General features: G+C 74.8%; 9 protein-coding genes and 1 pseudogene. 7 read left to right on the forward strand and 3 right to left on the reverse strand.

The window, feature by feature from the left end:
• Window positions 1–315: 315 nt before the first annotated feature.
• From ACIRST_RS37130 to ACIRST_RS37150, 5 genes are all read left to right on the forward strand, one after another.
• Window positions 316–1,578, forward strand: coding sequence for a phenylacetate--CoA ligase family protein (locus ACIRST_RS37130; protein ID WP_350524419.1), 1,263 nt, complete (start codon window positions 316–318; stop codon window positions 1,576–1,578).
• The gene (locus ACIRST_RS37135) at window positions 1,575–2,993 is read left to right on the forward strand and encodes an MFS transporter (protein WP_402808200.1); all 1,419 of its coding nucleotides are present in this window, start codon (window positions 1,575–1,577) and stop codon (window positions 2,991–2,993) included. Before ACIRST_RS37130 ends, ACIRST_RS37135 begins: the two co-directional genes overlap by 4 nt.
• The gene (locus ACIRST_RS37140; RefSeq protein WP_350524417.1) at window positions 2,990–4,141 is read left to right on the forward strand and encodes a GNAT family N-acetyltransferase; all 1,152 of its coding nucleotides are present in this window, start codon (window positions 2,990–2,992) and stop codon (window positions 4,139–4,141) included. The genes ACIRST_RS37135 and ACIRST_RS37140 overlap by 4 nt, the downstream gene beginning before the upstream one ends.
• Before the next feature lie 19 nt (window positions 4,142–4,160).
• A complete protein-coding gene (locus ACIRST_RS37145; protein ID WP_350524416.1) occupies window positions 4,161–5,327 on the forward strand; it encodes an acyl-protein synthase in 1,167 nt (388 codons plus the stop codon).
• 86 nt (window positions 5,328–5,413) lie between these two features.
• Entirely contained in the window at window positions 5,414–7,954 is a 2,541-nt protein-coding gene (locus ACIRST_RS37150; RefSeq protein ID WP_402808203.1) for an acyl-CoA reductase, read from the forward strand.
• Between the two features lie 67 nt (window positions 7,955–8,021).
• Here the strand turns inward: ACIRST_RS37150 and ACIRST_RS37155 are convergent, their stop codons facing one another.
• The gene (locus ACIRST_RS37155; protein WP_402808206.1) at window positions 8,022–8,711 is read right to left on the reverse strand and encodes a TetR/AcrR family transcriptional regulator; all 690 of its coding nucleotides are present in this window, start codon (window positions 8,709–8,711) and stop codon (window positions 8,022–8,024) included.
• Window positions 8,712–8,880: 169 nt separating this feature from the next.
• Here ACIRST_RS37155 and ACIRST_RS37160 point away from each other — a divergent pair, with 169 nt between their 5' ends.
• Window positions 8,881–11,136, forward strand: a complete 2,256-nt coding sequence (locus ACIRST_RS37160) for an MMPL family transporter (RefSeq protein WP_402808209.1) — start codon at window positions 8,881–8,883, stop codon at window positions 11,134–11,136.
• Between the two features lie 131 nt (window positions 11,137–11,267).
• Window positions 11,268–13,904: a SpoIIE family protein phosphatase gene (locus tag ACIRST_RS37165; protein ID WP_402808212.1), complete on the forward strand. Its 2,637-nt coding sequence runs from the start codon at window positions 11,268–11,270 to the stop codon at window positions 13,902–13,904.
• A 270-nt stretch (window positions 13,905–14,174) separates the two neighbouring features.
• On the opposite strand, the gene ACIRST_RS37170 is transcribed toward ACIRST_RS37165, so the two are convergent.
• The gene (locus ACIRST_RS37170) at window positions 14,175–15,437 is read right to left on the reverse strand and encodes a molybdopterin molybdotransferase MoeA (RefSeq protein ID WP_402808215.1); all 1,263 of its coding nucleotides are present in this window, start codon (window positions 15,435–15,437) and stop codon (window positions 14,175–14,177) included.
• Window positions 15,434–15,703: pseudogene (locus tag ACIRST_RS37175) on the reverse strand (DUF6457 domain-containing protein); the annotation flags it as partial. The pseudogene ACIRST_RS37175 and the gene ACIRST_RS37170, both read right to left, overlap by 4 nt.
• Between the last annotated feature and the right edge of the window lie 90 nt (window positions 15,704–15,793).

The raw sequence follows: 15,793 nt of genomic DNA on the forward strand, positions 1-15,793 counted from the left end.
GCGCGATTACCTTTAGTTTAATTCGAGACATTTCATGTGCGGCTGTCGAATTCTCGACTGAGACGCAGGTCACCCTTCCATTCCGGGCAGCCGGAAAACCCTGCTGATGAAGCCTCAGTTCGCACCATCACCAACCCAATGACAGGCTGTCGACTGGGATCCGAAGGTCCATCAAGGTGCTAGCCTCTCTTCCTGCGAGTAGGAGACCAGTTCCTCCTGACTTCGCCTCAGTGTCGACCGAATGATCTGTGCGCATCCGGATTCGTGATGCGGCACGCTCGGTCCGTTCTCCTCACAGCCTCAGAGCAGGAATTGATGCCCGTTCAACCAATAGCGGAACTCGTACGGTTCGCGCGCCGCAATTCGCCCTTCTACGCGGAGCTGTACGCCGGCCTGCCGGACCGGACCGTCCGGCTGACCGACCTCCCGGTCGTCCCGCAGGCCGACTTCTGGCAGGCCAACACGCCTCGCGACAACCGGCTGCTCACCGGACCGCTGGAGGAGGCGGTGGTCTTCAAGAGCGGTGGCACCACCGGCTCGCCGAAGTTCTCGTTCTACAGCCGGGAGGAGTGGCGGGAGTTCACCACCTCCTTCGGCGCCGGGCTGGTCGATGCCGGACTGCGCCCGGGGCACCGGGTCGCCGACCTCTTCTACGCGGGCGACCTGTACGCCAGCTACACCTTCATCCTCGACGCCCTGCACCGCTCGCCCGTCGCCAACGTCCGGCTGCCGATCGGCGGGGCCGCGCCGCTGGAGTCGACCGCGCAGACCCTGGAGCAGTTCGCGGTCGAGGTGGTGGCCGGCACTCCGACCACGCTGTGCGGACTGGCCGACCACCTGCTGGCCACCGGCCGCGAACTCCCTTCCGTGGAGCTGCTGTTGTTCGGCGGCGAGGGCCTGTACCAGGACCAGGAGCCGCTGCTCGGCAAGGTCTTCCCCAACGCCCGGATCTCCTCGATCGGCTACGCCGCCGTCGACGCCGGGCTGGTCGGCCGACCGGTGGCCGGGGAGGACACCCGGGTGCACCGGGTGTTCACCCCGGAGACGGTGGTGGAGATCCTCGACGAGCACACCGGCGAGCCGATCACCCGGGCCGGCGTGCCGGGGCGGGTCGTGGTGACGGACCTGCGGCGACGGCTGATGCCGGTCCTGCGCTACCCCGTCGGGGACCGCGCCGAGTGGACCGACCCCGCCGCCGGGCAGTTCCGCATCCTCGGCCGGGCCCAGGAGGGCGTCCGGGTCGGGCCGGTGTCCCTGTACACCCAGGACGTGCTCGACCTCGTCCGGGCCGCCGACCCGGCCGGCCGGGTCACCGGTGTGCAGCTGGTCGTGCGCCGCTGGGACGGCCGGGACGGCCTGGTGCTGCGGCTGGCCTGCGACGGGAACCCGAGCGGCCTCCCCGAGCTGGCCGCCGCCGTCGAGGCCGGGATCCACGCGGCGCGACCGCTGTACCCGGAGGCGGTCGCCGCCGGCTACGTCCACCCGCTGTCCGTCAGCTGGGTACGCCAGCAGGAACTCGCCGTCAACCCGCGGACGGGCAAGCTGATCCGCGTCCTCGACGAACGGCCGCACTCGTGACGGCCCACGGAACGGCCCACGGAACGGCCGCCGGGACGGCTCCCGAGACAGCCACCGGAGCGGCCCCCGCGACGGCCCCCGCCGCGGGCGGCCGCCGCCTGCCGCTCGTACTGCGCAACCGGCGGTTCGGCGCCGTCTGGGCCGCCCAGGTCCTCACCCAGGCCGCCGGACGGATGTTCCAGGTCGGCGCGGTGTGGTGGCTGGTGGGATACGCCGGCGGCACGGACCGCGGCCTGGCGTCCGGCGTCTTCCTCGCCGTCAGCACCCTGCCCGCGGTCGCGCTGGCGCCGCTGGTGGCCAGGGTCATCGCCCGCTGCCCGCACCGGACGGTGCTGGGCGGCTCGGCCGCCGCCGCCGGTCTGGTCGCCCTCGGCACGGCCGTGTGGACGTACAGCACGGCGCTGCCGATGGCCGTCGCGTACGGCGCGGCGCTGCTGCTGGCCGGCTGCCAGGCGCTCTTCGACCCCTGTCTGACCACCTCCGTGCCGGAGCTGGTCGAGGACGCCGACATCGAGGCCGCAACCGGCTTCGAGCTCGCCACCCAGTCGCTGGCCGGGCTGGCCGGCGGCCTGCTGGGCCCGCTGGTGGTGGACGCCGCCGGGCCGGCGGGGATCATCACCGGGTGCGCCGGCGCCTACCTGCTGGCGGCCGCCCTGATCGGCGCGACCCGCTTCCCCACCGGCCCGGACGCCCACGCCACGGACCAGGCCAAGGACGCCCACGCCACGGAGCAGGCCACGGACGCCCGGGCCCCGGACGGCGGCGGACCCGCCGCGCCACGGCCACTGCGCCGGATCCTGGCCGAACTCCCCTTCGTCCGACGGGTGTTGCTCTGCTTCGCCGCGGCGAACCTGTTCACCACGGCGGTGTTCGTGGTGATGCCCCTGTTCACCCGCGCGGTGCTGCACTCCGACGGCTCGACCGTCGCCGCACTGGAGGCGGCCCTCGGCGCCGGCACCCTGGTGGGCTCGTTCACCGGCGGCCGCGTCCCGGGCTCCCCCACCGCGGTCGGCGCCGGATGTCTCGGCCTGCTGGCCGTCGCACTCGGCCTGCCCGGTCTGCTCGGCAACCAGGCCGCGGCCGTGGGGTCGATGGCGGTCGCCGGCTGGTGCGTGGGCGTGATCGGTGTCCGGTTCGTCGCGCTGTTCCAGCGGCTGGTACCGACCGGGGACCGGGCGGGCTTCTTCGCCGTGATGCAGGCGCTGCTGGGCGCCACCTTCCCGGTGTCCTCCCTGGTGTTCGGCCTGCTCGGCGACCACCTCTCGCCGCGCACGCTCTGCCTGGTCCAGGCCCTCGGCGTCCTCCCGGTCGCCGCCGCCCTGTGGTGGACCGGCCGGCGCGAACCGGCCACCCCCGACCCCGCGCCGGCCCCGCAGGGAGCCCCGGCCGCGCAACCGATCGAGGACGCCCGATGACCGTGACGATCGCCCCCGCGGCCCCCCAGGACGTCGCCCAGCTGCGCCAGCTCTACTTCGACGTCTACGGCCACGGCTATCCCGTCGCGCTCGGCAGCGACCCGGCCGAGATGCGCCGCCTGATCGCCGACCCGCACACCCACTGGCTCACCGCACGCCGCGAGGACACCGGCCACCTGGTCGGGTCGGTGGCCGTGCAGACCGACCCCGGCAGCCGGATCGGCAAGCTGGTCGGCCTGGCCGTCCACCCCGAGCAGCGCGGCGGCGGCCTGGCCGGCCGGCTGACCGCCGCGGTCTGCGCGGACGCCTTCGCGACCGGCGCCCAGGACTCGATCTACGCGACCGTGCGGGTGGTCACCCCGGGCCCGCAGCAGGTCTTCGCCCGCAACGGCTTCCGCGCCCTCGGCCTGCTGCCGAACGCGGTCGAGGTGGCGGGCTGCGAGAGCCTGGCGCTGTTCGCCCGGCACGCCGACGGCGTCCTGGCCCGACGCGAGAGCGTCGACCTGGTGCCCGGAGCCCTGCTCCCCCTGCTGGAGGCCGCGCGGCAGAGCACCGGCGTCCACTACGGCGACCCGCAGCCGGTGGACGGCCCGCTCGCCCCCGGCGGGCGCAGCGCCCCGGTGACCGCGCCGATGGAGCTGATCACCGCACCCGCCTTCGTCCGCCGCCGGTTCCTGGAGCTCTTCCCCGACCCTGCGCAGCGGTTCTTCCCGCTGCACGTCCCGAACGCCGTCCTCACTCCGCCGGACGGCGCGTTCGAGGCGTACGCCGACCTGGACCCGGTCGCGGCGAGCTGCTCGCTGGTGGCGGTGCACCCCTCCCCGGCCGCCGTCACCGGTGCGCTGGAGCCGCTGATGGCGGCCGTGACCCGCGCGGGCGCCGACTACGTCGAGACGCTGCTGCCGCTGTCCGACACCGCCGGGCTGCACGCCTTCCTGGCGGCCGGGTTCATCCCGAGCGCCGTCTACCCGGCGATGCGCCGGATCGGCGAACGCTTCCACGACTACGTCGTGCTGTCCCGCACCAGCCGTCAGATCGACTTCAGGACCACCGCCGTCGGCAGCCCGCTCCAGCCGTACCTGCCGGCCTACCTGACCGCCTGGACCTCGACCTACCTGCCCCTTCCCCTGGCCGAGGTCGCCCCATGACCGATCCCGAGGTTGCCCCGTGAACATCCATCTCGCGCCCGTCGAGGTCCCGGACCCCGCCGCGCTCCCGCACGTCCAGCAGCTGTGCGACCTGGCCGCCCCGTACGCGGCGGGGCCGGAGACCGACCGCCTGTTCGCCGCCGCGATGGCGGAGAGCCACGCCTGGCACGCGCAGCGCTCGCCGTTCTACCGCTCCCTGCTGGACGGCCCGGCGGAGGCCGCCGCGCCGACCGTCGGCGAGGACGTCCGCACGCCCCTGGTGCACGCCAACTTCTTCAAGCGGCACGAGGTGCTCTCCATCCCGCGGGAGGAGGTCTTCCTCCACCTGACCTCCTCCGGCACCACCGGCCAGAAGTCGCAGATGTTCTTCGACGCGTGGACGATCCGGTCCGCCCAGCGCATGGTGGCCCGGATCTTCGACCACTACGGCTGGATCACCCCCGACCAGCCGGTCAACTACCTGCTCTACAGCTACGAGCCCGCCCCGCAGCTCAAGCTCGGCACCTCGTTCACCGACAACTACCTCTGCGACTTCGCCCCGGCCCACCACACCACGCACGCCCTGCGGCACACCGGCGGCGGCCACGAGTTCGACGTCCACGGCTGCATCGCCGCGCTGCAGCGCTACGCCGAGGACGGCCTGCCGGTCCGGATCCTCGGCTTCCCCGCGTTCCTGCACTTCACCCTGGAACGGATGCGGACCCTCGGCCTGCCGCCGCTGCAGCTGCCGGCAGGCTCGCTGGTCCTGCTCGGCGGCGGCTGGAAGGGGCACACCGACCGGCAGATCGGCAAGGACGAGTTCTACGCCGCGGTCACCGAGCAGCTGGGCGTCCCCTCGGAACGGATCCGGGACACCTTCGGCTCGGTCGAGCACTGCGTGCCGTACATCGAGTGCGAGCACCACCGCCTGCACGTCCCGGTCTGGTCGCGGGCCGCGGTGCGCGACACCCGCACCCTGCAGCCACTGCCGTTCGGCGAACGCGGCTTCCTCCACCTGGTCTCCCCGTACATCACCTCGGTGCCGGCGCAGAGCGTCGTCATGGGCGACCTCGCCTCGCTGCACCCGGCGCAGGAGTGCCCCTGCCCGCTTCCCACGCCGTGGTTCACCGTCCACGGGCGTGCCGGCGTCAGCCGCAACCGCACCTGCGCGGCGGCCGCCGCCGAACTCCTGAAGGGACTGTCGTGAACCCGGAAACCATGAACCCCGAGGCTGTGGAGTCTGAAGCCGTGAACGCCGAGGCTGTGGAGTCTGACGCTGTGGAGTCCGAGGCCGTGAACCCCGAACTCGCAGCGGCCGGAGTGCACTTCTGGCAGGGCTCGTTCGTCGACGACGAGGAGGCCGCCCGCCGGCTCGCCGAGCTCCCGGAGCTCGCCGCCCGCACCCTCGCCGAACCGCTGCCCACCGAACTGGTGCTGAGCGCCTGCCGGCACCTCGCCGACGCCCTCGGCGCGCCGGACGGCCCCGTCCGCGCCCGCCTGCTCGGCGTGCTGACCGACGGCGGCACCGACCCGGAGGAGGCCGCCGCGACCCTCTCCGAGATCGCCGACGCGATCGGCCGTCCGGCCCTGGAGCGCAAGCTCCGGCGCGAACTCGGCGGGCTGCACCCCGAGCGCCTCACCCGGCCCGACGCCCGGGAGACCACCTTCGAGGCCTGGGCACCGGTCGGGCTGCTGGTCCACATCGCCCCCGGCAACGCGGCCGCCGTCGCGCCGTTGAGCGTCATCGAGGGTCTGCTCACCGGCAACCTCAACGTGCTGAAGACCAGCAGCGGCGACACCCTGCTCGCCCAGCACCTGCTCGCCGAGCTGGCCGCCGCCGACCCGACCGGCACCCTGGCCCGCCGCATCGTCGTGCTGCGCTTCTCCTCCGCCCGCACCGCGTGGCTGCGCCTGCTGTGCGCGTCCGCCGACGCGGTGGCGGTCTGGGGCGGCGAGGACGCCGTCCGCTCGGTCGCCGAGCTGGTGCCGGCCGGCTGCCGGCTGATCGAGTGGGGCCACCGGATCTCCTTCGCCTACCTGACCCGTGACGCCTGGTCGGACGGGGCGACGCTGGACGCACTCGCCGCCGACGTCTGCCGCTTCGAGCAGCAGGCCTGCTCCAGCCCCCAGGTGGTCTACCTCGACACCGAGGACCACACCGAGGTCTTCGCGTTCGCCGAACGCTTCGCGGCCCACCTCGCCGCCACCTCCGCCGAGCTGCCCCGGCCCGAGCTCGAACCGGCCGAGCACGCCGAGATCACCACCACCGAACTCGTCGCGCGGCTGGAGGAACACCTCGGCCTCACCCGGGTCATCGCCGCCGAGGACGGGTCCTGGCGCGTCCTCGCCGACACCCGCCCGGCCCTGGCGGCCTCACCGCTCAACCGCAGCGTCTGGGTCAAGCCGCTGCCCCGCACCGCCGTGATGACCGTGCTGCGCCCGATGCGCCGCTACCTGCAGACCGCCGCGATCGGCGGCAGCCGCGCCGACGTCGCCCGGCTGTCGCAGGCCGTGCTCGCCGCGGGCGCGCTGCGGGTCACCCCGGTCGGCGGGATGCTCGACAGCTACCACGGCGAGCCCCACGACGGCGTCTACGCGCTCCAGCGCTACAGCCGGCGCGTCAGCGTCCGGGCGGACGAGGCCTTCACCACCACCGCCTGCCTGGACGACCTGGCGGCCCCCGCCGTCGTCCCGGCCGCTCCGAGCGGCCCGCTGCTCGACAAGGCCGGCGTGCAGGAGCAGCTGCGCACCCTCGAACCGGCCCACGCCCACCTGTACTTCCGCAGCGGCGGCAGCACCGGCGCCCCGGCCCTGTCGGTGTTCACCAACGCCGACTACGACACCCAGATGCGGGCCGCCGCCGACGGCCTGCTCGCCGCCGGGTTCGACCCGGCCCGGGACCGCGCCGCCAACCTCTTCTACTGCGGCGGCATGTACGGGAGCTTCATCAGCTTCTTCTCGATCCTGGAACGCCTCAACGCCACCCAACTGCCCATCGCCGCCGGCCCCGACCACGCCGCCACCGCCGAGGCGCTGGTGACGCACGGCGCCGACGCGGTGTTCGGCATGCCCTCCTACCTCTGGCAGCTGTTCCACGCCGAGGGCGCGGCACTGCGCGCCTACGGCGGGATCCGCAAGGTGTTCTACGGCGGCGAGCACTTCACGGCGGAGCAACGCCGGGTGCTCACCGAGGAGTTCGGCGTCGAGGTGATCCGCTCGGCGGCGTACGGCAGCACCGACCTGGGGCCGCTCGGCTACCAGTGCACGCACGCCGAGGGCTCGGTCCACCACGTCCTGACCGACCTGCACACGCTGGAGATCCTGGATCCGCAGACCGACCGCCCGGCCCCCGCCGGTCAGCCGGGCCGCCTGGTGTTCACCAGCCGCACCCGTGCCGGGCAGCGCCTGGAGCGCTACCAGATCGGCGACCTCGGCCGCTCGGTCGAGGGCGTCTGCCCGTGCGGCAGCCACACCCCGCGGATCGAACTCCTCGGCCGGTACGGGGACGTCGTCCGGGTCGGCACGTACTTCCTCAACGTCCGGCGCTTCATCGCGGTGGCGGAGGAGCGCCTCGGCTACCGCGGCGAGCTGCAGCTGATCCTGGACGCCGGCGACGGCCGGGAGCGGGTCACCGTCCGCCTCGACGAGAGGTACGCCCCCGACCCCGCGGCCGCGGCGGCCGCCTTCCCGGCCGCCATCCCCGAGCTCGCCTCCGCCGTGGACGAGGACCTGCTCGCCTTCACGGTCGAGACGGCCGGCAGCGGGGCCTTCGAGCGGACGGCCACCAGCGGCAAGCTCCGCACGGTGATCGACCGGCGACAGCTCACGCTGTGATCCGCCGGTAGCACCGCACGCGGCCGGGGCCCGGGACACCGGGCCCCGGCCGTGGTCACGGCCGTGGTCACGGCCGGTCCTCGGGCGGTGCCAGACCCGCGGTGCGCGCGGCGAGGCGCGCCTGGGCGGTGAAGAGGCGGTCCCGCGCCTCCCGGTCGAGGGAGTCGAAGTGCCCGTGCGCCTCAAGGGTGACGAAGCCGTGCACGGTGGCCCACGCCAGCAGCATCGCCTCCCCGGCGTCGGGCACCAGCGGGCTGCCGAGCCGGCCGCGCTCGGCCGTGTCCGCGACGATCTCGGCCACGTGCTCCATCACCCGCCGGCCGGCCGCCACGGTCGGGCCGTCCTCCGGGGCCGCGTACCCGGGCACCGGGGATCCGAAGATGAGGGCGAAGCGCTCCGGGTTCCGTTGCGCCCACGCGCGGTAGGCCGTGCAGGTGGCCAGGAAGCGACCGTCCAGGTCCTCCGGCGGGACCGTGTCCCGCGTCGCCGCCAGCGCGCCCGACAGGCCGTCGTAGGAATCGGCGACCAGGGCGGTCAGCAGCTCGTCCCGGTCGGCGAAGTAGCGGTACAGCGCGGGCGGGGTCATGCCCATGCTGCGGGCGATGTCGGTGAAGCGGAGGTTGGCGCTGCCGTGCTCGACGATCAGGCCCAGGGCCGCGTGCTTGATCTCCTCCACGGTGCCGGCCCGCACCCGCTCACGGCGGCTCAGCCCGCCGCTCACCCCGCTCACCCCGTTCGACCCGTTCGACCCGTTCATCCTGTTCACCCCGTTCGCCCCGCCCGTCATCGCGTCTCCATCGGCTCCGTGCGGCAGTCACGGCATTGACAATCCGTACCCGTCACAGGAAACGTTACGCCACATCAGAAGCGTTATGAAGCGTAACGCTCTGCTGGGGCGGAGCCCCGCACGACGTACGGAGGACCCCATGTCCCAGGGACCGCAGGGCGACCGGCGCACGGCCGCCGGTGACGCCGGGCCGCACCGGCCCGGCCCGCTGGGCCGAATAGCCGGCTGGAGCTTCCGCAACCGCGGCCGCACGGTGCTGCTGTGGCTGCTCGCCGCCGGCGTGGCCCTCGGGCTCTCGGTCGGCCTCGGCGCGAAGTACAGCGCGGACTACTCCGCACCCGGTTCGGACTCCAAGCAGGCCCAGGAACTGCTGGCCCAGGACTTCCCGGGGCTGGGCGGCGAAACGATCAGCCTGGTGCTGACCTCCGACAACGGCGTGACCGACGACGCGAGCCGCGCCCGCGTCCAGGGCCTGCTCACCCGGATGTCCGAGGTGCCGCACGTCAGCGGCATCGACGACCCGTACGGTCCGCGCGGCAAGGTGTCGGCCGACGGCCGCACCGCCCTGGGGCAGATCCACCTCGACGTCGCCAATGCCCCCGACATGCCCAAGGCGGACACCCGACGGCTGCTCGACCTCGCCCGGCCGGTCGACGGCGGACTGCACGTCCACCTCGGGGGCATGACGGTCCAGCAGACCGAGCAGGGCTCGATCGGCTCGGAGGGCATCGGCATGGCGGCCGCCGCCCTGATCCTGGTGCTCACCTTCGGCTCGGTCGTGGCCGCCGGCCTGCCGCTGCTCACGGCGCTCGGAGGACTCGCAGTGAGCAGCACCCTGCTGCCGGTCCTCGCGGCGGTCATGCCGGTGCCGGACTGGTCGACCTCGCTCGCCGCGATGCTCGGCATCGGCGTCGGCATCGACTACGCGCTGCTCCTGGTCACCCGGTTCCGCGAGTGGCGCGACGAGGGGCTGGCGCCCGAGGCCGCCACGGTCGCCGCGCTGGACACCGCCGGCCGCGCGGTCGTGGTCGCCGGGATGACCGTGGTGGTCAGCATGCTCGGGCTGTTCGCGATGGGCCTGTCGTTCATGCGCGGTGCCGCGGTCTCGGCCATCCTCTCCGTGCTCGTGGTGCTCGCCGCGTCCGCCACCCTCTTCCCCGCCCTGCTCGGCTACCTCGGGCGGCACATCGAGCGCCTGCGGCTGCCGCTGCCCCGGCGCCGCGTCGCGCAGCCCGGGAGCACGGTCGCCGCCGGCTGGCTGCGCTGGAGCCGACTGGTCGAACGCCACCGCGTCCTCGGTGCCGTCATCGGGGTCGTCGTGCTGCTGGCCCTGGCGGCGCCGTTCCTCGGCGTGCGCTTCGGCTTCCCCGACGCGGGCAACGACCCCGCCGGACGCTCCAACCGGCTGGCGTACGACTCGGTGGCCGCCGGCTTCGGGCCGGGCAGCAACGGGCCGCTGCTGCTGGTCGCCGAGGTGTCGCCGGACGCCCCCGCCGACGCGACGGCCGCACTGCCCGCCGCGCTGCGAGCGGCGCCCGGCGTCGCGGCCGTCACCCCTCCGGTGCCGGGCTCCGACGGGCGTTCGCTGCTGCTGACCGTCGTTCCGGACGGCGGGCCGCAGAGCACGGCGACCAAGGCCCTGGTCCGCGACCTCCGCGAACACGTCATCCCCGCCGCCGCCGGCCCCGGCGTCCGGGTGCACGTCGGCGGGGCGACCGCCACGGCGATCGACAGCACCGACAACATCGCCCGCCGCATCCCGCTGCTCGTCGGCGGCGTGGTCACGGTCTCGATGCTCCTGCTGCTCGTGGCCTTCCGCAGCCTGGCCGTCGCCCTCAAGGCCGCCGTGATGAACCTGCTCTCGGTCGGGGCCGCGTACGGCGTGGTCGCCCTCGTCCTGGAGGGCGGCACCGCCGGGCGGCTGATCGGCATCGACAACCCCACCCCGCTGCCCGCCTTCGTCCCCGTGCTGACCTTCGCCGTCCTGTTCGGACTCTCGATGGACTACGAGGTGTTCCTGGTCAGTCGCATGCGCGAAGCCTGGCTGCACTCGGGCGACAACGCGGAGTCCATCGTCAGCGGGCTGGCGGGCACCGCGCGGGTGATCACCGCAGCGGCGGCCATCATGGTCGCCGTGTTCGCGGCCTTCGTCCCGTCCCCCGACCTGCCGATCAAGGTGATCGGGGTCGGGATGGGATCGGCCATCCTGATCGACGCCACGCTGGTCCGGCTGCTGCTGGTGCCGGCCGTGATGCACCTGCTCGGACGCGGCAACTGGTGGCTGCCGGCCTGGCTGGACCGTCGGCTGCCCCAGCTCCACGTCGAGGGGCACACCGAGCACTACCGGCCGGCAGCCGCGTCCGAGGCACCCCGTTCCCCGGCGGTGGTCGGCTGACGGTGGCCGGCTGACGGTGGTCGGCTGACCGGGTGCGGGCCGGGCTGCGGCGATGCCCGCCCGGCCCGCACCCGCCGGCCACGCACCGGCCCCGCTTGACAGTGGCGTCGGCCGGACGTAGACGGGGAAGCATGAACCGGCACGACCCCGGCGAACGGGCGGGACCGCACGGGAGCACGGCGGCCCGTACGGCCACGGGCGCCGCGGCGGGCACCGCTGGCCCCGAGCGCGCACCCGGGGCAGACGAGTCCGACCGGATGCGGACCGAGTGCGAGGACGCCCTGGTGACGGCCGTGGTCAAGGCCGTCGCGGAGAGCGGCGCCCACGCCGGGAGCGTCTTCCTCCGCTCCCGGGACGGAAGGTCCGTCGTACTGGCCGCCGCCTGCGGCACCCCGCCCTCCCTGCTCGGCGGCTGGCGGCTCATCCCGGTGAACAGCCCCATTCCGGTGGCGGTGGCCTACCGCTCGGGCCGGACGGTCCACCTGGCCGACGCCGCCGAAACGGTACGCCGGTACCCCCAGCTCGCGGTGGCGCTGCCGTACGCGTTCGGCTCGGCATCGGTGCCGGTCCGGGCGGGGCAGGAGAGCCTCGGGGCGCTGGCGGTGGTGTGGGCGGCGGCGTCCGGGCACCCGGGGCTGTCCCGGACCCAGCTCCGTCACCTGCGGACCATCGCCGGCCGGCTCGGCGCCACCCTCGCCGACCTCCGGGCCCGCGGGGGCGCCCTCGACTGCGACGCCGGCACCGTCCCCCTCCAGGTGCCGGCTCCCGACGCGCCGTCGGTGCGGGTCGGCCTGTTCGACTGGCGGCTCGACACCGGGGCCGTGGTCGCCGACGAGGAGCTGTGCGCGCTGTTCGGCCTCACGCCCGGCACGTTCGACGGCCGGGCCGAGACGCTGGCCGCCCGGCTCCACCCCGGCGACCGGCTGTCGCTCCGGGCGGCGGCCCGGAGCGCCCGTGCGGACGGCAGGGTGCTCGCCCGGCGACTGCGCGTCCGCACCGCCGACGGATACCGCACGGTGGAGCTGTGGGGGCGCGTACCGGAGGTGCCCGGCGAGGAGGCGCGGTCCCACCTGGTCGGCAGCGTGCTCGACATCGGGGCCGGCGCCGCGGCCGTCACCGCGGTCCAACGGCTCCGGGACGGACTCTTCTCCCTCGCCCCGGACGGCCGGGTCGCCTACACCAATCGCGGCCTGGAGCAGCTGCTCGGGGTGTCCGGCCCGGAGCTGCTCGGCAACTGCCTGTGGGAGGTCGTGCCCTGGCTGTCCGATCCCGTCTTCGAGGACCGCCACCGCGCTGCCATGGTCTCCCAGCAGCCCGCCACCTTCCTGGTCCGCCGCCCACCCGACCGGTGGCTCGCCTTCTCCCTGCACCCGGACGCCAACGGCGTGACCGGCAGGGTGGCGCCCGCCGCCCCTCCGCAGGCCGCCGGACCGCCGGTGGGGTCCCGGCCGCCGGAAGCGGCGGCGGAGGCGGAGCCGGGGGCGGACCCCGACGACCCACCGACCGACCTGGCCGCACCCGCACGCCTCGGCGCCATCTACCGCATGATGCAGCTGGGCAGCGCGCTGACCGCGGCGGTCACCATGGACGAGGTGTGCGAGGTCGTCTCCGCCCAGCTCCTGCCGGCCTTCGGCGGTCAGCACCTGGCCGTCTACGCCATCGAGGAGGGCCGGCTGCACCTGCTCTTCCGCACCGGCCACCACGACCGCTTCCTGCACCGCCTGGAGGGCCGACCGCTCGACACCCCACTGCCCGGAACGGAAGCGCCGGCCCTCGGCGTGCCCCTGTTCATCGAGGACCGGCCCGACCCGCCCGGCGGCCGCCCGACCGGCAGCGGAGCCGGAGCCGGGGCAGGACCCGGCGAAGGACCCGGGGAAGCCGTGGGCGCCTGGGCCTACCTGCCGCTCATCGCCTCCAACCGTCCCGTCGGCGCCTGCCTCCTCGGATTCGACGACGCCCACCACCTCACCACCAAGGACCGCGGCATCCTCACCGCGCTCAGCGGTCTCATCGCCCAGGCACTGGAACGCGCCCGTCTCTACGACGCGAAGAACGCCCTCGCCCACGGCCTGCAGCACGCGCTGCTGCCACACCGCCTGCCCGTCCTGCCGGGCATCCTCACCACCGGCCGGTACCTGCCCGGCACCAGCGGGATGGACATCGGCGGCGACTGGTACGACGTCATCCCCACCGGGGACGGCGTGGCGCTCGTCGTCGGGGACGTCGAGGGCCACAACATCGCGGCCGCCGGCACCATGGGCCAACTGCGCAGCGCCGTCCGCGCCTTCGCCACCGCCGGCCACTCCCCCGGGGCGGTCCTGGCCGGCACGAACCGGCTCCTGGCCGACCTCGACCCAGGGCTGCTCGCCAGCTGCTGCTACCTCCGCATCGAGCCCGGCAGCGACTGCGCCTACGCCGTCCGGGCCGGCCACTGCCCGCCGCTGCTGCGCCACCCCGACGGCAGCACCGAGGTGCTGGAGCTGGCCGGCGGCCCGCTCCTCGGCGTCGTCGGCACCAGCAGCTATCCCGAGACCCGACTGGACCTACCCCGCGGCTCCGTCCTCGCCCTCTACACCGACGGCCTCGTCGAGGAACGCGGCCGCGACTTCGACCTGGGCGTCGACGAGCTGCGCGCCGCGCTGGCCCACGCCCGCGCCGCGGACCTCGACGAACTCGCCGACCACCTGCTGCGCAAGGCCCGGCGCTCCCCCCACCGCTCCGACGACATCGCCCTGCTGCTCACCGCCTACCACCCCGACCCGGGCTGACCCCCGCCGGACCGGCCGGCCGACGGACGGGGGCACGGCGCACCGGGCGCACCCGACCCGCTGGTGTGCGCCCGCACTCCGTTGACCGTGGACAGCAACGCCGGGTACGACTTCGTCCTCCCCCACCTGTAGCCGGCCACGGGGGGCATGCGGAGGCCGGATCAGAGGGCACCGGAACCTGCCAGGCGGGGGGTGCACCGGTTCGAAGCAAGCCCCAGGACAGCCGATCGCCTCGCCGGGGAGTCAAGGGCTCGGCCGGCCGCCTGCGGGTCACGGCCGGTGGCCGGGGACGTCCAGCACTTCGACGGTGGCGCCCGGGGCGAGCCCGCCGGGTGGGACGACCGCGAGGCCGTCGGCGAGGGCCAGACCGCGCAGCATCGCCGGGCCGTCGAACGGCAGCGGCACAGCGGTGCAGGCCGCGAGTGCCACCGGCTGCAGCCGGGTGTCCCGCGGGTGGCCCGACAGCTCGGCGGCGGCGGTGACGCGGCGGGTCGGGGTCGTCCGGCCGGCCAGCCGCCCGAGCAGCGGCACGGCCAGGGTCAGCGTGCCGGCCACGGCGGCGAGCGGGTTGCCGGGCAGGCCGACCAGCCGGCGGGGCCGACCCGCGGCGGTGGGCGTCAGCTCCGCGAGCAGCATCGGGTGGCCGGGCCGTACCGCGACGGAGTCGACCAGCAGCCGGGCACCCGCCTCGGTGAGCGCCCGGTGCAGGAAGTCCACCGGCCCGGCGGCGGTGCTGCCCGTGGTGACCACGACGTCGGCGCGCGAACTGCGGAGCGCGTCGCCGAGCGCCCCCGGGTCGTCCGCCACCCGGTGGATCCCGATCACGTCGGCGCCGGCGTTCCGCAGCACGGGCGGCAGCAGGGGGCCGAGGGCGTCGCGGACCCGGCCCGCCGCCGGGAGGCCGGAGGTCATCAACTCGTCACCGAGAACCAGCAGTTCCACGGTCGGCCGGCGGTGCACGGTCAGTCGGTCGTAGCCGGCGGCCGCCGCCAGGCCCAGGACGACCGGGGTGACGGCGGTACCCGCCGGCAGGAGCACGTCGCCGTGACGGCACTCCTGACCGCGGGGCCGGACGTCGCGGCCCGTGGCCGGCCCGTCCGGTGTGAGGTGGTGCAGGACAGCGTCGTCGGCCAACGTCGAACCGCCGTGCTCGTAGCGCAGGACGGCCGTCGCACCGGGCGGCAACGGGGCACCGGTGGCGATGGGCACGGCGGTGCCGTGCTGGAGCGGCCCGGTCGGCGCGTCGCCCGCGAGGACGCCGCCGCCGCGCAGCCGCCAAGGTCCCGGCCCGGCCACCGCCCAGCCGTCCATGGCGGACGTGTCGAAGGGCGGGAGGTCGGTGAGCGCCGTCAGCGGCTCGGCGAGGGTGTGGCCGAGGGCCTCGGAGAGGGCGCGGGCGACGGCGGGCAGCGGCCGGCCGGCGCTGTTCCGGGCCGTCGTCCGCGCCCGCTCCCACGTCATCCCCTGGGCGACGGCGGCGGGCCGGTGCGGCGCGTCGTGCTCGGTGCGCTGGGGGAGCGTCAGGTGATTCATGCCGTCCCCGTGTCCTCGGGCCGTTCCGCCGTCCAGCGCTCGGCCAGGCCGGACACCGCACGGTTGGCCTCCGTGACCGCCCCGGTGACCGCCTCCGGGCCGCCACCGGTGCGGCCGGCCGCGTAGCCGACCAGGAACGCGGTCAGCGGAGCGGCGGGGCGGGCCACGCCGTGCGCCACGACCCGGGTCATGTCGAGCAGTTCGGCGACGTCGACGTCGAGGTCGATGCCGAGTTCGTCCTTGACCGCGTCGATCCAGTTCGTCATGCGGGGCTCCTCATTCCGTGCTCCTCATTCCGTGCTCCTCGTCCCGTGCTCTTCGGGCACTCGTGTTCCTCGGGCACTCGTACTCCCGGC

The sequence above is a fragment of the Kitasatospora sp. NPDC101447 genome, assembly GCF_044767225.1.
GTDB lineage: Bacteria > Actinomycetota > Actinomycetes > Streptomycetales > Streptomycetaceae > Kitasatospora.